The organism is Paenibacillus pseudetheri, assembly GCF_924513355.1.
GTDB lineage: Bacteria > Bacillota > Bacilli > Paenibacillales > Paenibacillaceae > Paenibacillus_AQ > Paenibacillus_AQ pseudetheri.
Genome location: NZ_CAKMAB010000009.1, coordinates 105,719 through 127,561, shown reverse-complemented (window position 1 = coordinate 127,561; position 21,843 = coordinate 105,719). Strand labels below are relative to the sequence as shown.

General features: G+C 43.2%; 25 protein-coding genes and 1 pseudogene. 19 read left to right on the top strand and 7 right to left on the bottom strand.

The window, feature by feature from the left end; all coding sequences use genetic code 11:
• Positions 1 to 95: 95 nt before the first annotated feature.
• The gene (locus tag L1028_RS11025; protein WP_234533743.1) at positions 96 to 590 is read left to right on the top strand and encodes a hypothetical protein; all 495 of its coding nucleotides are present in this window, start codon (positions 96 to 98) and stop codon (positions 588 to 590) included.
• 100 nt (positions 591 to 690) lie between these two features.
• On the opposite strand, the gene L1028_RS11020 is transcribed toward L1028_RS11025, so the two are convergent.
• The gene (locus L1028_RS11020) at positions 691 to 1,548 is read right to left on the bottom strand and encodes an alpha/beta hydrolase (protein WP_234533741.1); all 858 of its coding nucleotides are present in this window, start codon (positions 1,546 to 1,548) and stop codon (positions 691 to 693) included.
• Positions 1,549 to 1,731: 183 nt separating this feature from the next.
• On the opposite strand from L1028_RS11020, the gene L1028_RS11015 reads away from it, so the two are divergent.
• Positions 1,732 to 2,550, top strand: coding sequence for a cupin domain-containing protein (locus tag L1028_RS11015; RefSeq protein WP_234533739.1), 819 nt, complete (start codon positions 1,732 to 1,734; stop codon positions 2,548 to 2,550).
• Positions 2,551 to 2,602: 52 nt separating this feature from the next.
• Here L1028_RS11015 and L1028_RS11010 read toward each other — a convergent pair whose 3' ends face one another.
• Positions 2,603 to 3,598, bottom strand: a complete 996-nt coding sequence (locus L1028_RS11010) for an acrylyl-CoA reductase family protein (protein ID WP_234533737.1) — start codon at positions 3,596 to 3,598, stop codon at positions 2,603 to 2,605.
• Between the two features lie 239 nt (positions 3,599 to 3,837).
• Here L1028_RS11010 and L1028_RS31265 point away from each other — a divergent pair.
• From L1028_RS31265 to L1028_RS10980, 7 genes and pseudogenes are all read left to right on the top strand, one after another.
• Positions 3,838 to 4,041, top strand: a pseudogene (locus tag L1028_RS31265) (N-acetyltransferase); the annotation flags it as partial.
• Between the two features lie 84 nt (positions 4,042 to 4,125).
• Entirely contained in the window at positions 4,126 to 5,544 is a 1,419-nt protein-coding gene (locus L1028_RS11005) for an NAD-dependent malic enzyme (RefSeq protein ID WP_234533735.1), read from the top strand.
• Between the two features lie 249 nt (positions 5,545 to 5,793).
• Positions 5,794 to 7,023, top strand: coding sequence for a sensor histidine kinase (locus L1028_RS11000; RefSeq protein ID WP_234533733.1), 1,230 nt, complete (start codon positions 5,794 to 5,796; stop codon positions 7,021 to 7,023).
• A gap of 16 nt (positions 7,024 to 7,039) precedes the next feature.
• Positions 7,040 to 7,462: a hypothetical protein gene (locus tag L1028_RS10995; RefSeq protein WP_234533731.1), complete on the top strand. Its 423-nt coding sequence runs from the start codon at positions 7,040 to 7,042 to the stop codon at positions 7,460 to 7,462.
• 68 nt (positions 7,463 to 7,530) lie between these two features.
• Positions 7,531 to 8,061, top strand: a complete 531-nt coding sequence (locus L1028_RS10990; protein ID WP_234533729.1) for a histidine phosphatase family protein — start codon at positions 7,531 to 7,533, stop codon at positions 8,059 to 8,061.
• 25 nt (positions 8,062 to 8,086) lie between these two features.
• Positions 8,087 to 8,530 carry a GNAT family N-acetyltransferase gene (locus tag L1028_RS10985; protein WP_234533726.1) on the top strand — a complete coding sequence of 148 codons (444 nt, stop codon included), beginning with the start codon at positions 8,087 to 8,089 and terminating at the stop codon, positions 8,528 to 8,530.
• Positions 8,531 to 8,544: 14 nt separating this feature from the next.
• Positions 8,545 to 9,015 carry a DinB family protein gene (locus L1028_RS10980; RefSeq protein WP_234533857.1) on the top strand — a complete coding sequence of 157 codons (471 nt, stop codon included), beginning with the start codon at positions 8,545 to 8,547 and terminating at the stop codon, positions 9,013 to 9,015.
• Between the two features lie 28 nt (positions 9,016 to 9,043).
• Here L1028_RS10980 and L1028_RS10975 read toward each other — a convergent pair whose 3' ends face one another.
• Positions 9,044 to 10,738, bottom strand: a complete 1,695-nt coding sequence (locus L1028_RS10975; RefSeq protein WP_234533725.1) for an ABC transporter substrate-binding protein — start codon at positions 10,736 to 10,738, stop codon at positions 9,044 to 9,046.
• A 111-nt stretch (positions 10,739 to 10,849) separates the two neighbouring features.
• On the opposite strand from L1028_RS10975, the gene L1028_RS10970 reads away from it, so the two are divergent.
• The 10 genes from L1028_RS10970 to L1028_RS10930 all read left to right on the top strand — a co-directional run bounded on the left by L1028_RS10970 (position 10,850) and on the right by L1028_RS10930 (position 19,147).
• On the top strand, positions 10,850 to 12,349 hold the full coding sequence (locus tag L1028_RS10970) for a DUF4153 domain-containing protein (protein ID WP_234533723.1): 1,500 nt from the start codon (positions 10,850 to 10,852) through the stop codon (positions 12,347 to 12,349).
• Between the two features lie 24 nt (positions 12,350 to 12,373).
• Positions 12,374 to 12,898 carry a hypothetical protein gene (locus L1028_RS10965; protein ID WP_234533721.1) on the top strand — a complete coding sequence of 175 codons (525 nt, stop codon included), beginning with the start codon at positions 12,374 to 12,376 and terminating at the stop codon, positions 12,896 to 12,898.
• Positions 12,899 to 13,241: 343 nt separating this feature from the next.
• Complete coding sequence (locus L1028_RS10960) at positions 13,242 to 13,421, top strand: hypothetical protein (protein ID WP_234533719.1); 180 nt, start codon at positions 13,242 to 13,244, stop codon at positions 13,419 to 13,421.
• A gap of 38 nt (positions 13,422 to 13,459) precedes the next feature.
• On the top strand, positions 13,460 to 14,158 hold the full coding sequence (locus tag L1028_RS10955; RefSeq protein ID WP_234533717.1) for a Crp/Fnr family transcriptional regulator: 699 nt from the start codon (positions 13,460 to 13,462) through the stop codon (positions 14,156 to 14,158).
• A 347-nt stretch (positions 14,159 to 14,505) separates the two neighbouring features.
• Positions 14,506 to 14,637, top strand: a complete 132-nt coding sequence (locus L1028_RS31260) for a hypothetical protein (RefSeq protein ID WP_279306849.1) — start codon at positions 14,506 to 14,508, stop codon at positions 14,635 to 14,637.
• A gap of 184 nt (positions 14,638 to 14,821) precedes the next feature.
• On the top strand, positions 14,822 to 15,742 hold the full coding sequence (gene cysK / locus L1028_RS10950) for a cysteine synthase A (protein WP_234533716.1): 921 nt from the start codon (positions 14,822 to 14,824) through the stop codon (positions 15,740 to 15,742).
• A gap of 20 nt (positions 15,743 to 15,762) precedes the next feature.
• Positions 15,763 to 16,722, top strand: coding sequence for a hypothetical protein (locus L1028_RS10945; protein ID WP_234533714.1), 960 nt, complete (start codon positions 15,763 to 15,765; stop codon positions 16,720 to 16,722).
• 246 nt (positions 16,723 to 16,968) lie between these two features.
• Positions 16,969 to 17,787, top strand: coding sequence for a sensor histidine kinase (locus tag L1028_RS10940; protein ID WP_234533712.1), 819 nt, complete (start codon positions 16,969 to 16,971; stop codon positions 17,785 to 17,787).
• Positions 17,784 to 18,449 (top strand): response regulator, encoded by a 666-nt coding sequence (locus tag L1028_RS10935; protein WP_234533711.1) that lies wholly within the window; start codon positions 17,784 to 17,786, stop codon positions 18,447 to 18,449. Before L1028_RS10940 ends, L1028_RS10935 begins: the two co-directional genes overlap by 4 nt.
• Positions 18,450 to 18,499: 50 nt before the next feature.
• Positions 18,500 to 19,147, top strand: coding sequence for a DUF1775 domain-containing protein (locus tag L1028_RS10930; RefSeq protein ID WP_234533708.1), 648 nt, complete (start codon positions 18,500 to 18,502; stop codon positions 19,145 to 19,147).
• Positions 19,148 to 19,360: 213 nt separating this feature from the next.
• On the opposite strand, the gene L1028_RS31475 is transcribed toward L1028_RS10930, so the two are convergent.
• From L1028_RS31475 to L1028_RS10920, 4 genes are read right to left on the bottom strand one after another with little or no spacing between them, the layout of a single operon-like run.
• Positions 19,361 to 20,416, bottom strand: coding sequence for a CotH kinase family protein (locus tag L1028_RS31475; RefSeq protein ID WP_341482526.1), 1,056 nt, complete (start codon positions 20,414 to 20,416; stop codon positions 19,361 to 19,363).
• Positions 20,413 to 20,850, bottom strand: a complete 438-nt coding sequence (locus L1028_RS31470; RefSeq protein WP_341482524.1) for a CotH kinase family protein — start codon at positions 20,848 to 20,850, stop codon at positions 20,413 to 20,415. Before L1028_RS31470 ends, L1028_RS31475 begins: the two co-directional genes overlap by 4 nt.
• Positions 20,813 to 21,085 (bottom strand): hypothetical protein, encoded by a 273-nt coding sequence (locus L1028_RS31465; RefSeq protein ID WP_341482523.1) that lies wholly within the window; start codon positions 21,083 to 21,085, stop codon positions 20,813 to 20,815. The genes L1028_RS31470 and L1028_RS31465 overlap by 38 nt, the downstream gene beginning before the upstream one ends.
• A 29-nt stretch (positions 21,086 to 21,114) precedes the next feature.
• On the bottom strand, positions 21,115 to 21,843 hold the full coding sequence (locus L1028_RS10920) for a DUF4956 domain-containing protein (RefSeq protein WP_234533707.1): 729 nt from the start codon (positions 21,841 to 21,843) through the stop codon (positions 21,115 to 21,117).

Below are 21,843 nucleotides of genomic sequence, written 5' to 3'. Positions count from 1 at the left end.
TTGGCATTATAGAGCTCTTTATATACATAAAAGTTAGCGGTAACGGGGAATAATTAGAATTCAATTTCACATGAGGTGAAAAAGCTTTCTATGAGGTGATTCTGATTAGTAAAAGGAAATTGGCGGCTACCCTGATCGCAGGCGTATTGCTTCTGCCAGGAATCGCATTAGGTGCCCCTGACAACGGAACGGTGATTCAGTCTAATGGAAAGCTGCTCTCAGCCATGCCTTTGCCAGCCCCGGAGTCTAAACGAATCATATTGCCAACTGCATTTCAAGCGGCTGAGCTATACGGATTCGGTTTACAGCACAGGAACGCGTCGATTCAATATTCGATCTTTTCCAAAGAACTCAAAAAGGTTATGTATCCACAGTTTGTTGAACTGAACTGGGTAACTGGTGTATCCAGCCCATGGATTACAAAGTACGAGGTTACTAAAGAAACAGTAATTGACCAAAATTCAGAGGTCATAGAAATGCGCATAGATTCCGCGACCTCAAATGGTCCGGAACCATCCATGCTACTGACGATCGCACTTGTTAAAGATCATAATAGCTGGGTCATTACCGGAGTGAAGCCGAATCCTTAAAGGTTGTGGGGAATTGGAAAAAGAGCAAGCGTATTAGGGAACATTCCCGTACGCTTGCTCTTTTTTTACTGATTGAATGCATTATTCCGCTATTACGCGACTAATCTCTTCCCGCCTTAACCATCAATTCCGCCATCATTTTTGGCTCGGTCCGGACAGTGGTCATATGATCTCCTTTGCCCTCGATGAAGCGGAAAACGCCCAAATGACTGGACTGAGTCGGGTGAAACCCATATGGGCCTTGTGGGATAGCCGTGTCTTCCGTCAGATAAAGATAACTTTTAGGGATTTGGAGACTGTAGAATTTCTTGAGATCCAGCTTTTCAAATAGCGGAGTAGCTGGTTCAGGCGGAGCTTGTTTATAAAAGGCTTGTGCTTGCGCAAGACTGGCAGTGTTGACGAAGGTATCCCGGAAGAGCGGGAAGGGGAGCGTGATGGTGTTATTTCCGGAAGCATCTCTTAGCTGTTCAAAAGATTTAATTGACTCAGCAGGAAATTGATCTGCCACACTTTGTCCGTCGAGTGGCGCGAAGGCATCAAAGAACACGATCCGTTTGATCCGGTCAGGTACTTGCTGGGAAACCGTTTGAATGACTGATCCGCCAAAGCTATGTCCGAGCAGGATAAAATCCTTCAGGTCTTTTTGTTTGATATAGTCGACAACGGACTTTGTGATTTGCTCATGTGTTACATTATTATTCTTATCCGCGCCATGTCCTGCATATTCCGGCGTGTAGACGGTGTGCCCTAACTTACGAAGCTCAGCGGCTGTTTCATCCCAAAAACCTGCTGTAGCCCAAGACCCATGAATCAGAACAAAGGTAAATGGAGTCTGTTTGGTAGATGATTTGTGGTTAGCGGCTGCAACCGTAGAGTGTTGATTCAATGGCTGCAACCCCATAATGGTGAAGATAGAGATACATAACGCTAATACTATTTTAATGTGAATCGATTTCATACTTTGCCTCCTGTATAGTGTGAGAATTTAACATTATAGAGGATGCCCCGTTTAACAGGAAAGATGAATTTTCATTGGAGTCTGTGAATCTCCGGCACCTAGGCATAGGCAAACGCATATGTTGTTCTATGAAATCAAAAAATTACAGGAACAGAAGGGTAGGAATAAACAGTGACTTCATACATGGATTATACATCCCCTAATACACAATTTACTTTCGATGTGAATACTAATACTCTCATTAAAAAGGATGCCAATAACTATATTAATTTTCTGTCGGTAAAGCAGTTGAATACACTGGAGAATACCTCGCTCCTTGATATTTTTCTTAGCAAATCGAATGTGGTGGAGCCTCATTATCATCAAAATGCGGCAGAGCTTGTCTATTGTATCTGCGGTTCAGCGGTAGTGTCCTTAATTAATCCGTTTACCAATGAACTTCTACATTTCCCAATTTGTCCAGGTCAAGTGGCGAATGTGCCGCAAGGCTGGTGGCATTATGAGGTGGCAACCGTCGATAATACACATCTGCTCGCGATTTTTGATGCACCTATTCCTGAGGTCATCTTAGGTTCGGATATCCTGAGCAAAACCCCTGCGAATGTATTAGCACATACTTACTGTTTGAATGAAGCCTTGGTAAAGGAAGCCTTAGCGCCTATTAAACCTGGAACCTTTATCGGTCCACCTGCCGACTGTTGTGAGGAGGATAAAGTAAAGGGAGTCAATAATATGGCCCCAAATATGGCACCAAATATGAATATGCATGCAAATATGAAACCTAACATGCAACCGAATATGCATCCAAACATGCAGCCGTACGCTCATATGCAAGCTCAACCTATTCCTATCTCTTCACAAATGCCTCCAGCGACGCAAGCATTTAACTACCAGCCTTACCCGATGCAAGGATACTACAATCAAGGCTATGAGCAACACTATCGGCAACAGCCTTATGTACAACAACAACCGAATTATCAATATTCGAATAATCAAGAGTAACTACACAAAACCTCCCGAGATTATATCTCTCGGGAGATTTACTTGTTAGGGCTTAAGATAAACGGACAAGCACTCTGCCTTGTGTGTTTCCTAGCAGAATATCTTCCAATGCTTGTGGCAGTTCATTTAAGGTTACTTCACGATCTACAAGATTCTCAAGCTGTGCAGGCTTCAAATCAGTCGCCATCCGTGCCCACACCTTTTCGCGAAGTGTTGCAGGACACTCTACGGAATCAATACCGAGCAGGTTAACCCCACGAAGAATAAAGGGAAGTACGGTAGTTGGAACAGAAGTGCCACCGGTCAGGCCGCTTGCAGCAACAGAACCTCTGTAGGAGATCTTACTCAAAATCGACGCAAGTGAGTTTCCGCCAACGGAATCTACAGCACCTTGCCATAGCTGTTTCTCTAATGGTTTGCTAGATCCGCCCGTAACATCTTCGCGTGAAATGACTACTTCCGCGCCAAGAGCTTTCAAATATTGGTTAGCTTCGGAATTACCAGTGCTGGCTACTACGCTATAGCCTTTTGTGCTAAGCATAGCGATAGCCGATCCACCCACACCACCGGTCGCTCCCGTTACGAGTACTTTGCCTTTGTCTGGTGCTAAGTCATTGTCTTCCAGAGCTTGAATGGACAAGGCGGCAGTTAGTCCAGCTGTACCATAGATCATAGCTTCTCTTAGTGTAAGTCCATCCGGAAGTGGGGTGATCCAAGCGGCAGGAATACGTGTATATTCGCTATATCCTCCAAAGTGAGATACACCCATTCCATACCCTGTAGCGATAACTTGCTGCCCTTCATGAAACCGCTCGTCTGTAGAAGACACCACAGTACCGGATAAGTCGATGCCTGGAATAAAAGGATAGGATTTTACAATTTTTCCGTTAGGGGTACTGGCTAATCCGTCTTTATAATTCACACTGGAGTATGCAACCTTAATTACAACTTCTCCTGCGGGTAGTTCTTCTAAGGTAACCGGCTTAACAGTGACGGAAAACGATGATTCTGTTTTGTCGACAACTAATGCTTGAAATGATTCTGTCATAAGTGTAAGCTCCTTCAACTACGGTATAGGTAAGACATGTATATAATATTTATTCTGATCAGTCAACTTGTCATTGTCTATGATATAACGCAAGTGAGACGTAGTTAGGACTCTTTGATTGCGTATTGGAACACTATAATCAAACTCTCCCGCAGCATACAATCACATTTTCAGAGGGGGGCATAGTTTTATGCCTATCATGAGAATGAACAAGATGATGCTTTTGGCATCGTAGAAAAGGAATAGGAGGTATTTTACTACAGCATGTAGAAAAGGTTGTTAAGGGTAGGGGAGCTTACTGTTTACTTATGCTGACCTATGCAGAAGTTTATGATGTGATTGCTTTTTACGGTAAAAATGGTTTTGTGCCAGTCGGTACAATCCCTGATGTATTTGGTCCGGGTGCCGAAGGGAATACTATTTTAAGAAAAATACTAAGGTGATCTATTCAATAGGGAGAAAGTTTGTTTAAATGGTATAGTATAGTGTATTTGAAATCTTAGGGTTGAAGAAAGAGAGGCTAATTCATGGCTATTGCAACAACGATGATTGTCAGGCTCGAAATTCGGAAATCGGTTGCTTCTTTTGGTGATGTTGCTTCAGGAATTGCCACTGCAGGTGGAGATATCGTTGCTATTGATGTAATCCGTGCAGGTAAGGATGTAACAACTCGAGATATAACAATAAACGTGCAAGATGCCTCGAATGGAGAAATGATGTCTATACTATCGAAGATGCCAGGAGTCAAAGTAATTAATGTGTCAGATCGAACTTTTCTAGCTCATATTGGCGGAAAAATTGAAATCACACCTAAAATGCCTATTAAAAATCGGGAGGATTTATCGCTGGTGTATACCCCGGGAGTTGCCCGAGTGTGTACGGCGATTGCCGAAGATCCGAACAAAGCCTATTCTTTGACGATGAAGCGGAATACAGTAGCCGTTGTTACAGATGGTACGGCTGTGCTTGGACTAGGGGATATTGGACCGGAAGCGGCTATGCCTGTTATGGAAGGTAAGGCTATGCTGTTTAAGCAATTGGCGAACATCGATGCTTTTCCACTATGCCTAAATACTAAAGATTCAGATGAAATCATTAATATCGTAAAAGCAGTATCTCCTGGATTTGGGGGAATCAACTTAGAAGATATCAGTTCTCCGCGCTGTTTCGAGATTGAACGTCGGCTTGCCGAAGAGCTGGATATTCCGGTATTTCATGATGATCAGCACGGTACATCTGTTGTAGTGTTGGCAGGTCTTTTGAATGCGCTTAAAGTAGTAAATAAATCTATCGAAGATGTTCGAATTGTCGTTGTGGGTATAGGTGCGGCTGGTGTGTCCATCTGTAATATGCTTCTGGCGGCAGGAGCTCGCAAAATCTACGCGGTAGATCGTGAAGGTGTTCTTAGAAAAGATCTTCAGTATGATAATCAGGAATGGCGGAAGCTTGCTGATGCAACTAACCCGGAAGGTATCGAAGGTGGACTGACGGAGGTTATGCAGGGAGCAGATGTCTTTATAGGGGTGTCACGTGGTGGGATTCTATCTGTTGATCATCTCAAGAGTATGGCCAGCGATAACATTGTGTTTGCAATGGCTAATCCGACACCGGAGATTGAACCAGAATTGGCCGAGCCTTTTGTTCGCGTATTAGCGACAGGTAGAAGTGACTATCCGAATCAGATCAACAATGTGCTGTGTTTTCCGGGTATCTTCCGTGGCGCACTGGATTGCAGAGCAAAAACAGTGAATCTTGAAATGAAGCTAGCCGCGGCAAAAGCGATTGCTTCAGTTGTTCATCCGGATGAGGTTAATGAGCAATACGTAATCCCGAGTATTTTTAACGAAAAAGTGGTAGAGTTAGTGCGTCTGGCAGTGATCCATGCAGCTATTGCGACCGATGTAGCCCGCCGGATCCCTAAGGATATTGATAAGGATACGGAATAAAAGCGATACTATAAATGGACTGCTTTGCTTAGTGAGAGAGCAGTCTATTTTTTTATACATTGACACATAACTGAGAGGCGTATCATAATTAGGGCTAAAAGTATTTATTCCCATTTTAGTAAAGTGACTGATATAATTACAATAATGTATGAGATGTAGAAAGGGCATCCAAGTGGGTGCCCTTAAATTTTGCCTCTTGAGAGGGTAGTATCCAAAAAAGGGTTAAATTAATTTAGAAGTGGTGAATTCATGAGAGAGTTTTACAGTCAGGTGAATCGAAAAATCTATTATATTGCAATGTTATTAAACATTATTCTTATGATATCTGGATTAATACTATCTACAACAGAGTTGAATGGGATTGATTTTGGTTACATTGTACATTTTTTGTGTGTAATGTTTCTATCTGTTTGTTTATGGATCTACCCAAAGTATGAGACACATACCTTTAGGAAGATCATCATTCTTTTTGGATTTGCTTATTTCTATACGCTTTTCTTTTTATATCCTCAAACTTGGACCACCTATATTTTGATTTGCCTTATTCCTGCACTTTCTATTCTATTTTTCGATTTAAAATTGTTCTACTTTTCCTTTATTATAAATGGGATATTGATGGTAATTACTTTTAGTTATGTCATATTTATTGATAAAGGTAAATTATATACTTATTTACATCATGACATTTTAGGCAACATTATAAATATAATAGCTGTTCAAGCACTATTATTTTTCATTTTCCATTTATCTTTTAAACGGATGAAAAAGCAGCAACTGTATTATGAACAATTACAGCAATCCGAGCGGTTAAAGATGGTAGGACAATTAACAGCTGCTGTTGCACATGAAATTCGAAATCCTATAACAGTGGTTAGAGGTTTTTTGCAATTGTTCAAAGAGGATGATTCATTTGATGATTCTAAAAAAAGTAAGTTTAACTTAATGATTGATGAATTAAACACAGTAGAACAGATTATCTCTCAATTTCTAACCCTATCCAAACCAAATGGAGATCAAAGACTAGAGAAAGTGGATGTGAAGGATGTCCTTCAAAGTGTTACGGGTCTGCTTCATTCCTATGCCATGCTATCTGATAATCAAATCGATATAAAGGTTGAGGAAGATTGTTATATTTCTATTAATAAAATTGAGTTTAAGCAGTTACTTATTAATGTTATAAAAAATGCGCTAGAAGCCTCGGATGTAGGGAAATCCGTCTCAGTCATAGCAAATAGAAATAATAATTTTATCGAGATCATGATCACCGATGAAGGAAGTGGAATGTCCGAGGCTGAGGTTAAGTCGCTGGGCACACCTTTTTATTCATTAAAAAGTAATGGAACTGGTTTAGGGTTAATGATTTGCTTTAATATTGTAGAAAAATATGGTGGGGAAATTTATTATAATAGCTCTAAAGGTAAGGGGACAACAGTTACTATTCGCTTTTTATCAGAATCGGGAGGGATCTATACTGATTAAGAAGCTATCCGCACTGATGCTGTCTGGAATAATCATAGTTCTTCTTGCTGCTTGCAATACAACTACCTATAAACACAATTACACATTTACAGGTGAAGGAAAAGTATGGTCGGCTGAATATGTTCAAAAGGCAACAGAAAAGTTCATCGATAAAAAGGGTGTAAGGTCAGAGTATGAAACCTGGTTTGATTCAACCTTCGAACTTAAGTATAAAGGTGAACTTACCGACCTTGATAAGATCAGTTCTTTTAAATATAGCTTCAAGGGAACATCAGGTGGAGGAAGTAAAACCTTAGAAGATGTTAAGGGAGTAAGAAAAAGTGAGTTGAAGTCCGAGAGAGCTGGAAGCGGGGCGTTTGAACATGAGGACTCGATTATTAAGGTTATTGTTGAGTGGGATGGGCAGAAGGATGAATTTGAACTGAAGGTACAAAAATAAAGGATTTTGAATGAGTTTCCATAAATCAGACCAAATTGGATGTGTTACTCATTATGAAAATTGGTTTAGTGAGACATTTTAAAGTGGGGCATCAACCGGTGAGCGGGCGAATGTCGGGGGAGCAATTCAACGCATGGGCAGAAGAGTATAATCAATCAAATATCGAGTCTGGGGAATTTAGCAGCTCAGAGCAAGTCTGGGAGGCATGTTTCAGCAGTGATCTTCCTAGAGCTATTCACACGGCGACTCAAATCTATACTGGTGATATTATATACACTCAGCAGCTAAGAGAAATCGAGATAGTTGCGACCTCGCAGACTGGAATGAAGCTACATCGTTCGATTTGGTTAGCACTGGGGCGAATCGCTTGGTATATGGGTCATTCCTCCCAGCCTGAGAGTAGAGGGTCAACTTTACTTCGCACACAAGCAGTTATTGAGCGCTTAGAACGTGACTTTGGATCATCCAATGTATTATTAGTCACGCATGGCGCTTTTATGAAGGTATTAGCACAACAACTAGCCCTCAGAGGTTATAATGGAAAGCGGATATTTTATCCACGGAATGGTGAATTGTATATATATGAAAAAGATTCTTAAATTAAAGAAAGCAGGTTGAACATTCATGGTCGTTATTAAAGAAATAGAATTGGAGTCTCTCCATGAACTTGGTGATTTATATCAGGAGCTGATGGATCAACCATCGGATCTTAATAAACTAGAAGAAGTATTTAAAGTAATTAAGGCAGATCGTCGGTACATATTGTTGGGTGCTTTTGTGGATGGAGAGTTAATGGGGTCTTTGATGGGGATTGTCTGTCATGACCTGGTAGGAGATTGTAAACCGTTTATGGTGATTGAGAATGTGGTAGTTTCACCACGGGCCCGTCGTCAAGGTGTGGGCAAAAAACTAATGCTTGCCATTGAAGAAATGGCTCACGAGAGAGACTGCTTTTATATCATTTTAGTCTCTGGAGAGAAGCGTAAGGAAGCGCATATTTTTTATGAATCGTTAGGGTATAGAGATGAGAAGGTTGAAGGTTACCGGAAACATCTAAGTTCCCATTAAAAGGAGGCCTTGATCTGCAAACATTCTTTCAATATAACTGGATGGTTCGTGAACAATGGTACGAGTGGTGTGAGAATATTTCTGAGGAAGAGCTACTTGGGGCACGTACTGGTGGTGTAGGCAGCATATTGAAGACTCTTTTTCACATTGTTGATGTGGAGTGGAGCTGGATACAAGTGTTGCAAGGTAAACCGGATTTTCAGGAGGATTTCGAACATTACAAGTCCTTACAGCAGGTAAAAGAACTGGATGCGAAATTCCGGCCCGATGTAAAGCCCTTTGTACTTTCTTGGCATGCGGGTTTGGAGCGGAATATGTTTGAGGATCATCTGGCGGATGGCCGGATCGTGACAGATACTTGGGGTGAAGTAATGCGCCATGTGATTGCTCATGAAATTCATCATGTCGGACAGTTGTCCGTTTGGGCAAGGAAAATCGGGAAGGAGCCAGTTTCTGCTAATTTGATTGGAAAAGGGCTCCGATGATTCGGGAATCGAAGGAATATGGCGTATATCATGTAGGGATGTCGCTGGAGAGCAGCGGCGGGAACCACAAATGACGAAGATCAACCCAGCCCTGACTATTGAAGCTTACGCCTCGGACCGAGGGAAGATAAGCGGTTTGGGTGGGCTTTTCATACAAAATGTGCAGATGATGTTCCTCAAGAAGACGGTTCTCGATCATACTAAAGCTCTCGGATCTAGCCTTAGGGTTAGGTTCTCGTGCAATGGTATAGAGCCAGCCTTCAATATCCGCACGAGTATGCGGTTCTATATGCTGGGAAAGCGTGAGATATAGATCAAATAAGCGAAGCTGTTCATCCTCGTCACGAAATAATGAGAAAACAATCAGATCAGACTCCAGCCGGATCGGGCCCTTGAACTCCTCTGGAGACACGGAAACAACCGTACACGGATAACCTTGACGCTCTAGTTTAGTAGCAATACATTCAGCATCGTTAGCATATTGCGGAATGGTGGTTATTTGCAAGGTGACCTCATGGTCTTCCATCGGCTTATGCGTTACAGACGCTGAGTCTTCTTTTAAACAGGATACGATCTTTGCCCGAAGAAGGGGGTCGCTAAGCGGTCCTTTTTTTTGTGTGTTGCAGGTAACGAATTTACGAATGTAGGACTCTGAATGAATCCGACTCCAAGAAGAAGAATTGGTGGATGAAGGATTCTGAATCACATGAAAAGCCGAGCCAGTATCTGAGGAATCGGACTCAGTATCCCACGGAACATACATTATTTCGATTCGATCTAAATGAGCTCTTCCTAGAAAATAATAAGGAAAAACCTCCAGCACACAAGTGTCCTCGTTCATGTCCACAACCTTAAATGGTCCTGTCCCCACCGGCCTGCGGCCAAAGCTCGGTTCGTCCATTCCTTCTAAATCACGCGGAACAATTGCCGCTCTACTCGTACACAAGAAAGGGAGGAATAGCTCATTGGGCTGTTTAAGCGTAATTTGAACGGTGGATGGGTTTAGCGCCGTAACTCGCTGGATTTCTTTGAAAATATAGCTATAGAGCGTCCGCTTTGAGGTTTGCATCAGCCGTCCCAAGGAATAGACTACATCTTTTGCCGTCAGTACTTTTCCATGATGGAACAACACTTCTTTGCGTAGAAAAAAAGTCCAAATCGTCCGACTCTCATCCACTTCCCAGGCATGAGCAAGACTAGGAACAATCTTATCCCGTTCCCCGCTGCGTCTCACTAATCCGTCGAAGACATGACTGGAAACGAAAGACTCTGCCAATAGATTCATATGAAGCGGGTCGAAGGTATGTAGCTGCTGGGTGATGGGAAGCCGCAGAGTATCAATCTGTTTGTCACTACGGATTTCGGAATGATGACCAAAATAGGTCAGCAGCCAACCTTGTAAGGTATCCTGCAGCGAGGAAGAGCTGGCATGGGTTTTGATGCCTTCAATAGCTTTGTGAACATCTTTACGGCTGATGGCCTGCATCATGGATTGAAGCGCAATTTCTTCAGAGGGGACAAGGAACTGTAATAAGGAACGGCTTCCACGTCCGCGCTTAGGCGTCCATTGGATCCATTCGAGCTGCATCATTTTATTCACAATATGCATGGCATTGCGGTGTGTACATCCGAAGGTCAAGGCTAGCTCATCCATCGTAACTGAGATTTCTGTAGCTCCCCCAAACTGAGAGTGCAGCTTTAAATATTGGCTATGCAGCTTCATGGTTAAGTCCCTTTCAGAAAATAGGAAATTATTAAAAAATTCTTTCTCTTTTTTTTCTTATTTTATCACTTAGAATAAGGATAAGAAAGTAAGAATATGGGGGTGTTTACCATGACCGATGAAACGGAGCTTAAGCTTAATCGATCACTTGCCGCTTTAATTGTTGCCTTCTTACTGGCGATTGTTCATCAGTTGTTGTTCTACGGAAAGTTGCCAGGTGTTTCTTATCCTATCTTCGTTTGTCTGTTTTATGTGTATATGCTTTATTACGCAAAGGCTAAACTACGCAAACTCACCAAACTCAGTTATTTCTGGTTTGGAGCGATTTTTCTACTCTCGATGACCTATGTATTGTTTCATAATCTGTTCTACTTTGGGTTGAACCTATTAGTAATCCCTGTGCTGATTTTATTACATATGACTTATTTGCTAAGTGATAAACGCCCCTCTTGGAGTCAATTTAGAATACTTTGGGATACACTAGAGCATTTGCTTCCACAGAACTTTCGCCACTGGAGTACTGTGTTCAAGGACGTCAAAAGTAGCAGTGATAGTAAGGTGAAGGATGAACGCAAGCAAGTGCTGGGGAAAGTGTTCACAGGACTTGCGATCTCTTTACCGATATTGCTTGTTGTGATTACCCTGCTGGCTTCGGCCGATGGTGTATTTCATCATGTGCTAATATGGCTGCCAAATATGCTGGATCGAATTTCATTTGGTGAAATTATTGTGCGGACGTTGTGGGTACTCTTGATAGGAATGGGTTTGTTCGGCTTAGTATGGGGCTTTGTAGATTCGAAGGTCTATGACTGGAATGTGCAACCAAGGGAGTATGGACCTGTGCGGGCGCCTCTGACCTTTAAGGTTGATCCAGTAATTATGACGACAATTCTTATAGCCATTAACACAGTATATGTTCTGTTCGTAATCGTCCAATTTTCTTACTTGTTTGGAGCTTGGGAAGGAATGTTACCAGAGGGTAGTTCCTATGCTGATTACGCTCGTAGTGGATTCTTCGAGTTAATTATGGTGACCGCGATTAATTTCGTGATTCTAATGCTGGGTTTGGGATCAGAAGGAAAGAGGGGCGGACTGCTCCGAAAAGTGATTAGTATTATGTTGTATATCTTGGTTGGCTGTTCAACTGTCATGTTGTATTCTGCCTATACTAGACTAACCCTATATGAAGAGGCGTATGGTTATACTACGATTCGATTCCTAGTTCATGCATTTATGATATTTATGGGTTTGCTGTTGATTCTTGCAGCTGTACGGATTGTTGTAACCCGTTTGCCGTTGGCTAAATGTTATATTGTGCTAGGTCTGATCTCTTATGTTGTTATGAACTATATAGGTATGGATGTCATTATAGCTAATAAGAATATGGAGCGTTATGAGGTGAGCGGTAAGCTGGATGCAGATTATTTGGTTGGTCTGTCACCGGAAGTCATCCCTTCTCTGATTAAATTCAGTCGTAAGGAAGACGGGATGCTAGATCAATTTTTGAAAAACAAATGGTGGGACGGTGCTCAGCGAGAGCGGAAGTGGCAGTCTTTTAATTTCCCGGAATATCAGGCGCAGCGTGAGCTGGAGAAGTATTTTGCACAGTAAAGGTTAGAAGAAGGTGAGAGGAAAGTGAGAAAGAAGTCATTTAGTAACGGCTGGTTATTTATCTTCATTTTTATTACGGTAGGTTTAAGTTATGGGATCTATCATATTTATTTATACAATGCCCCAAGACAAAGTCATTACTCTCGCGTATCCAGCAGCAATCTAGAGCAGGAACGTCTGGGAGACATTCAGTTGCTTCAGAGCCTCGAATCGCTCACCCAGGCGCCTAAACCCCGAGAAGATATTGAACGATATCAATATTATAATTTGGATAACGAGACAACAGTAGCCACAGCGCGTGGTGATGATAAAATCATTCTAATCAGCGTCTATTCCGATCAGAAGAAGTGCACTACGAGAGGTATTCATGTGGGGTCTTCTGCCGATGATTTGATTGAAGCTTACGGCTCTTCTTATTATAAAAGAGGGGAACAAGGGACAGATATTATCGGGTATGTGGATAAAATCAATCATCGGAATTTAGAATTTTGGTTACAAGATCAGAAAGTGAATATGATCCGATATAGTGTGGACTCTGTTGTGATGTAAGGTATTTTAGGAAATCCTTACGAGTATAAGGGGGTGTCTCAAAAGCCATGAAAATGGCTACTTGGGACAGCTTCGTTTTTTATCTAGGATTATTGTGGGCGGTTAGGTGGACGCTCCGCGAACGGACTATTGTTACAATCGCTGTGCTCCCCAGATTTTTTTATTCCTCTTAGCGGTGAAAATCCGGAGAGCAAGGCGAACGCTCCGCTCTTCCACAATCAGTCCGTTCTCTCCGCTGTTTAAGCGGAAATAGTCTCTTCATTCTTTCAAAAAAAAAACAAAAAAATCGCCCGTTTTGGTAAAATGAAGGTACCACCCAACCATTTCCAAAGGAGCGATTTTTTTGTACATTAAATATACCATGGATCAACTTTTCCTGCCTATGGATTTAGAAGAAGATATTCCTCGCAATCACCTCGTTCGTGTTGTAAATGCTGCCATCAATCGGCTGGACGATGCAATTTTTAATGCGGTTTATATTTTCAAAAAAGGACATATGTCCTTTTTTTGTGGGGTATTCTAAATTACACTTATTTGAGCAAGCAATAGAGGGGGCACCACATGCAAACGATAAATGACCGTGAAGCTGTCCGTGCCTTGGCATTGAAGAACGGTCTGGACGGAATTTTTAGCCCGCTGGTAACGCATAAAATGGAGTTGAGACGTTATGCGGATGAAGAAAAGCTGTGTTTAGTTGGCGATCAATTGGATGGGATGTTCATATTGGTCGAGGGCAAGCTCAAAATTCAGACACTGTTGCCAAACGGCAAGTCTATGCTGGTGCGGTTTACAAATCCGATATCTGTGATTGGGGATGTGGAGCTGCTTCATCGCTTTCCTGTCAAGAATCAAGTGGAGTCTGTGGGAAAGAGCCTGATTCTTTTTGCCAAGAGAAGACTTCTGCTTAGGGAGCTTGAGGAAAATACAGCACTACTGCGTTTCCTCGTTGGAGAGCTTAGTCACAAGCTGCACACGCTTGGCCAAGCCTCTGCACTTAACCTGTTGTATCCGGTAGAGAATCGATTTGCCAGTTATTTGATGTCTTTATTCGCCGATAAAAACGGTGATCGACGTGTGGAGGAGATTCGGACCTCTAGCCTTATAGAGACAGCAGAATTGCTTGGCACAAGCTATCGACATCTTAATCGAATCGTACGTCGTTTTATTGATGAAGGGATTATTACGCGAAATCGTGGACGCCTAAGTGTACTGGATGAAGGGAAGCTGGCAGAGCTGGCGAACGGCAATTTATACGAATAGACAGATTTCTTAAAGATCATTATTTCCTGCCCCTGGGCTAGAAGTAATGGTCTATTTATTTTTTATGTATCAATCAGTTTGAATTCTGAGAGGTTTAAGGACGTAAACATTGTTTCTTCTTAAATGAGAAGATTCCACACATAAAGCATAAAATCGCCATCGACGTCCACCTTCCTATAAATTATATTATTACCATTATTAGTTAGGATATGGTCAACCTCTTGGTATAGATCAGAGACTTGTTGAAGTGGGAGTCAAAGATGCATGAGGAATGACTAGCAGCGAATAATGAATTGTTTTTTTAGAGCGGCGATGCTTTTGATAGTAAATCCGGGGTGGGTATCTGGGTGAATGAAGCTGCTGAGGCGGGTCAAGGTCCAGCCAGAGGCTCAGCAACGTTCAACAATCTGAAGATTACGAATACGGTAACGTATATTAAGAATAATACATCTACTTTTACCCTTAACGTGAATCCGTAAATTGTAGATCCGTAGTCAGTTGTGATGAAGCCGCCTACCCATAAGTATGGGAGGCGGCTTTCCTTATAAGATCGTTGAAGGTATTTATACCTGGTTTAGGGTGCCTGAAAAGCTCCAGAATCGACAGGAGGTGCCACTCAAGTTACAATGAAGGGTATGTAAAGTAATGAAGGAGGTTCTATATATGACACCCCTAGTTGTTAATAATATAACTGAGCTGATTGGGAATACACCGGTTGTTCGACTAAATCGGTTGACCACCGCCCAAGATGCAGAACTATATGTGAAGCTGGAACGCTTCAATCCCAGTGGCAGTGTAAAGGATAGAGCAGCTTATAATCTGATCCTGCAAGCAGAACTAGCCGGGCTGTTGAAGCCCGGAGGGACCATTATAGAGCCGACAAGCGGAAATACAGGCATTGGATTGGCTATGAATGCCGCAGCAAAAGGCTATAAAGCGATTCTTGTCATACCTGACAATATGACGAAGGAACGAATCAATATTCTAAAGGCTTATGGCGCTGAAGTTGTGCTGACACCTGCAGCGGAGCGGATGCCGGGAGCTATTGCAAAAGCAATTGCGCTAGGAAAAGAAGTGGAGAACAGCTTTATTCCACAGCAATTTGAGAACAAAGCGAACCCTGACATTCACCGAACTACGACAGCTCTTGAAATTATGGAGCAAATGGAAGGGAAGTTGGACGTGTTCGTTGCTTCTTCAGGAACAGGTGGTACGATAACTGGAACTGGGGAGGTGTTGCGTGAGCAGCTTCCAGATATTCGTATTTTAGTTGTTGAGCCGCAGGGCTCACCAGTGTTATCCGGTGGAAAGCCTGGACCGCATAAGCTAGTTGGAACCAGTCCTGGCTTTATACCCGCCATTCTGAATACGAGGGTCTATGATGAAATTGTTCAAGTTTCGGATGAAGATGCACTGAATACCGTGAGAATGCTGGCAGCACAGGAAGGGATTCTGCTTGGCCCATCAGGTGGTGCCGCAGTATGGACAGCATTGCAGGAAGCACGGCGCCTCGGGGCCGGCAAGCGAGTGCTATGTATTGCACCTGATGCGGGGGAACGTTACCTGAGCATGGGAATATTCTAACTTCGTTTGGAGGAATAAGAATGAATAAGCTTATGGTAAGTTTCTTTATTGTTCTTATGTTGGTGAGTTGTTCTAGCAACAACGCTTTGACCAGTGATAGCGATCATGCTGAGTCTACACCGGAACAAAGTGCGGAAACTGTACTGCCTTCTCCAACTCTTCCTCCAAGCGCAGAGCCATTACCAACTCTTAGGATGGAGAAGACTGAAGCTTATCTAGATATTGAGAAGCTGAAGACGAATTTTGGCTTTGCGGATGCAGAGGGGCGGAATATTCTAGTCACCGGGCATGAAAAAGGGCTGGATCAAGAGATGGCACAATTCAATGAGGCTATTGGTGATCAGGGGAATGTGTTAAAGGTTAAATTTAATAAATGGCAGGATGGAACAGAGAACAGTAATGGCCGGGAAATGGCGCATAATTTTGTGAATCTGGCGGGTTATCTTTTTACGGTGGAAGAAACAAGTGCGACCCCGGATGAAACCTACTATTTGACGGATCAAACAGACTTTAAGGTTGATGCGCTTTTGCCTATTGAATCTTTTGAGGGTCAAGAAGCTTTGTCTACTGTGGAGGAAAGTGTTCGACAGCGTATTGTAGATACGAAAAAACGTGAAATTCAGAAAATATGGAAGCTGGCAGACCTATCTTCAGATCGGCAGCTGTATCTCGTTCAATTCGTGAGGCTGGATCAGGATATGTTATTTAGTCTCGTCTGGAAAGAAAAAGATGAATTTACCTTCATGGACTATCCAGCGGTGATTCAAGGCGATGAATATTCAGTCTGGCGGGTGGATGATGGCGGAGAGGTTATGCCTGAAATGTTCTCCATCCTTTTTGCTGCTGAAACCTCAGAGGGACCACTACTCGGCCTGAATTGGTGGGGTTCAGAGGGAGTAAATACGTTTTTTCTGAAAAAAGAAGGAGATTCGTTGAAAGAAATGGAAATCCAATATGGACGTTATACTTCACCACTTTAGGTAGGACTTCGCAGTAAAAAGTAGAAATGATTGGGTGCATCGTGAGATGTATCTTTTTTTTGCTACAATATATGAAAGCTTACTTATGATATTATAAATGTCGGCATTCACCTTTTAAAATACTTAAATTTGTAACATTAACAAGTCAATATAGCCCGATCGAGTCATGAAGCTTAGATGAGACGGTGATATTGTTAAGCATAAGATGTGCAGGAGGGGACGGCAACGTATAAACAAATAAAGTATATGATCCTGTTACTGCCAACGCTAATGGTGGGGATCTGGGAGATTGTGCGTCACCAGTTTCTAATGCCTTATATTTCTATGGATTTGGGGAACTATTTGACGCCAGTCCTGGTGTTTTTAGTCAGTCTTGTGTTGCTCCTGCCTTTGTTCTCACTTATGGAGCGGAATCAGCGGGAGCTGGAGCAGGAACGTGCGCTTAAAGATGCGATGAAAGCCCGGGAAGGACTTGCCAAGGAACTGCATGATGGGATGGCGCAATCTTTATTTCTCTTATCTGTCAAAATTGACCGGCTAGAAGCAAGCCGCAAGAATGGTGAAGTCAGTGAGGAAAATGTGGATCAGATCAAAAAGACGGTCCATGAGGTGAACCGTTATGTGCGGCAGGCCATTGCCAATCTGAAGATTCCGGTCTCAGAGCAGAGTTCTTTTTCATTGGAACAGTCGGTAAAAGATCAGCTAGCCCAGATGGCAAATGAGATTATGATCGAAGCTTCTCTCGATTGGAGCCTGCAAGATGATGCGCTCTCCCCTTCGGAAAAATCAGAATTGTTATCCTGTATTCGTGAAGCGATCATTAATGTTCGTAAGCATACACGAGCTGGACTGGTTTCAATTACTGGGGCTGGTGATGAGAAGAGCTGGAGGGTAGTTGTTACAGACAATGGAGAAGGATTTCAGCATAATCCATTTGAAGTGAGCGGCAGCTACGGACTTCAAATCATGAAGGAACGTGTCGAGGGGATGGGCTGGAAGCTTAGGCTCACGTCTAGTGACACAGGCACCCAGGTTGAAATTACGAAAGGGGAAGTCAGTCCATGAGCCGATACCGGGTTTTAGTTGTAGATGATCATGCGCATGCACGTGAAGCGATGTGTGAGATTTTGTCCATGGATGATAGTTTTGAGGTTATTGGAGTAGTGGAGAGTGGTGCTAAGGCGATCGCTTTCACAGCCCAGTGGATGCCTGATCTCATCCTAATTGATATTCAGATGCCGGAAATGGACGGGCTGGAGACGACTCGCCGGATCAAGCAGGAATATCCCTATGTCAAAATCGTTATCGTTACCGTATCGGACGAGATTTCCCACCTCCTCGAAGCGCTAAAGCAAGGAGCACAGGGGTATTTGCTAAAGAATCTGGCACCTTCCACCTGGATTCAATATTTGCAGGCCATTGTTAATGAAGAAGCACCTCTAAGTCGGGAGCTGGCTTTTCAAATCTTGAAGGAGTTCACCGTACCCTCTGTAACGGATGAAGGGGAGTCGTTGACGGCTAGAGAGAAAGAAATTTTAAGCTGTGTATCTTCTGGATCAAAAAACAAGGAGATTGCTGTGAGCTTGGGGATTTCGGAGCATACTGTAAAAAATCATTTGAAGAACATCCTCCAAAAGTTGCAACTCCAAAACCGAACGCAGCTGACGCGTTATGCCTTGGAGCAAGGGCTTGCTTCGCGTAAACGGGATTTTTCTAAAGATGTATAGCAAGAAGTTAAGGACGAAATTATATAATTATGGATGAGAAGAGGCTAACCATGAACAGATTATCTCGAAAAATAATGACACTATTCGCACCAGCTGCAGCAACACTGTTATTGTTCGCAGCAGTGGCTAGCGCGCACGTAACTGTGGCACCAGCACAATCTAGCACGGGGGCATGGGAGACTTATACATTAAAGGTTCCTTCGGAAAAAGATGTGGCAACTGTACAAGTTGATCTACGAGTTCCAGCAGGTGCAGAGTTTAAACAATATGAGGCTACACCCGGATGGGATGTTACCATTGAGGGGAATAAGGTTAGCTGGATAGCTAATGGTGAGGGCATTCAGAAGGGGCAATTCCAACGCTTCTACTTTACGGCCAAGAACCCTGATGCCGCTGGTGACATTGCATGGGATGCTTATCAACACTACGCCGATGGAAGCTTGGTGCAATGGTCCGGTGAGGCTGGAACAGAGAATCCGCATTCTATTACTTCAATTGTACAAGCCTCCGGTGGGGATGAACATTCTCACGGTTCCAATGTCAAGAGCGATTCCATGAGTATGGAAGAGCATAATGCTATCATGAAAGATGAGGAAAAAATAAACAGTGTCAACCCAATGGTCTACATCGCAGTCGGGATATCTTTACTAGCCTTTCTAATAGCGGCTATAAGTATATTGCGCGGGCGGAAAGAGTAGTAGGGATCGTTGGATTTCGTGATCTGAATTGGATACTTTGATTAGAAAAAAGTTTGTATTTATAACTGTGAACAGTCTCGAGTGAAGTGTGAGACTGTTCACAGTTTTTTTGTGGAGATTTGGGCAATATGATCTTTGGGACATGAAAGAAGTCCCAGCCGATAAACGACGGAAGCTTCTCTTATGTTTTTTTGTTGTGAATAACTTTTTTGTCTACAGCCGTTTCCGCTTATAGAAGGTCACAATGACTGCAGTCAGCAGTAAGAGAAGTATCGCGACCCCAGTTGTGATGGCTTCACTCGTGCTTCCTTTTTGCTGCATAGCGCCAGCACCCGCGCCAAAGTTATCACCCATGCCACCAGGCATACCGCCACCCATTCCGCCACCGCCAGGCCCATTTCCACCTTCAGGGATAGCTGGTCCACCCATAGCCCCGGGCTCACCGCCTGCGCCGCCCTGAGGAGCCTGTTCATCCGTGGCAGCTTGCCCGCTTTCGGCATTCGTAGCCGCAGTGCCAGCACCTGTGCTCTTAGTTCCCGCGTTAGCAACGCCCGCGCCTTGTCCAGCAGCAGTTGCTCCCGGTGCCGCGCCATTCCTAGCGCCACCACCAAAGCCACCGCCGCCCATGCCACCACCCATACCGCTTCCCGATCGGTCACCGGAGGAAGGGATTGTTCCATCGAGCTGTTGCTGGATATTTTTCGCCATGTTCGACATGAAGATCTTAACAGACTTTATCCCTTCTTCATATTGCTCGAAGGTGTAGAAAGCAGAAGGATCTGCTTTGACATAGCTGGAAATCATGATGTCCAGCTGATCCATTCTAGTTTGGAACGTATCATCAGCTAGATAGCCATTCATCATTTCGCTGAAGATCTCGTGATATTTCGCTTTGTATTCGTCGTTAGCAAGTAGCTTCGCAATCAGAGGACGTTCAGCCAGCGCGCCTTGTGTAGGCTCGTCAATCAGCACGTCTGCGCTGCCCATGCCGCCAAAAGCCATATTATAATCCCACGGCAGGATCGAGAAGACGCCTTTGTCTTCATATAAGTAATAATTTTGTTTATTACCACCTAAATAACTGTCCATATTTGCCGTGACCGCATTTAGAGAGATATACTTCAGCGATTCCTCTACGTCGATGTATTTTTCATAATCGGTGCCGTGATTAAGCTCATTCAGCATATCGATCAGAATATCATCGTTAGATTTATCCGACTTCATTACTAATCCGGTATAGAGGGAAGGGTCGTCACCAAGCCAAGTCAAGTCAAGTCACTGCCCTGACCGGTCATTTCCCCTTTATAAAGTGCGCCGTAAGAGTTCCCGAAGTTGCGTTCCAGATAAGCGCCGCCGATCTGTTCTACCGCGAGGTAGAAGCCCCTTAGCTCATCGTTGACGAATACATTAACGAAGGAATATTTCGGCGTCGGGAGTCCGACACTCTCAGCGAGCTCATAGGTCAGAAATTCACGCATATAAGAAGCATCGCTGTAATTGTTATTTAGGTTGATCTTAGTGATGCCGAATAAATTCTGGTTCACATATTCATCAAAAGAAATTTTGAGGCTGTAACGGTCAGAGTCCTTCATCTGTACTACACTTCTGAGACTAAGATTCCCTTTAGTCCGTACGGCCACGTTATCGAATTTAATGCCGTTATACTCAACCCGAAGCGGTTTTATATTCTTCCGCGCTGGCATTATCCAGCATATCCTGAAAATCATCCGGGTCTAAAGTAATTTTGACATCGACGACCTTATTTTTTGGAAAGACCTGCTCGTCTAGATTTTTCTCGTCGCTCGAGACTTTCTTATCCTGAGAATCTGTTGCAGTTTCGTTTGTTGCAGAGGGACTTGCGTTCTGGCACCCAGCTACGGCGATGACCAGCAGCAGGCAACAAAGACTCAGCAGGATAGATTTACCTCTTGCTTTCATCTGGGGCACCGCCTTTCATCTTATTATGATTAGGATACATAGTCACCGCTGTAGCTAATCAGAAGTGCATTTTTGACACCCTTAAGGTCGGAAACTGTGTTGACAAAGCCACCTACTTTATCATCCAGACGAAGCTCTAGTGTTAATTCGATATTGTTTGCAGATACTGTTTTTTGCTTCACGTTGTAACGTTTCACGGATTTGGTGATATGGTTGTGGACTTCACGTTCACTCTCATCGCCATCACAGTTAATGACCAGCAAGTATGGTGTTTCGATAGAAGAATGTTTGATGAACAAGAATAGAATTAGACCGATGATGATTGAACCCACAATAGGCAAAGTGAAGAAGCCTGCGCCAGTTACAATCCCTGCGACTGCTGCCCAGAATAAGAAGATCAGATCTGTTGGATCTTTGATCGGCGTTCTGAAACGAACGATGGACAATGCGCCGACCATACCGAGGGACAGAACAAGGTTAGAATTGATGGCGATAATAACAGTGGCTGTAATCATGGTCATGCCCATTAGCGAGACATTGAAGCTTTTGGAGTATAACACTCCGCTAAATACACGTTTATAGAGCAGATAAATAAAGTAGCCAATCAGAAAAGCCACACCTAACGTGATGAGCATTTTTGAGATGCTTATATCGGAGACAAAGTTGTCTATCACCGAGTTTTTAATGATATCCGAAAAAGTATTTGTAGTATCTGTTGATGTTGAGGTTGCTGCTAGCATTGCTAGTGATGCATTCAT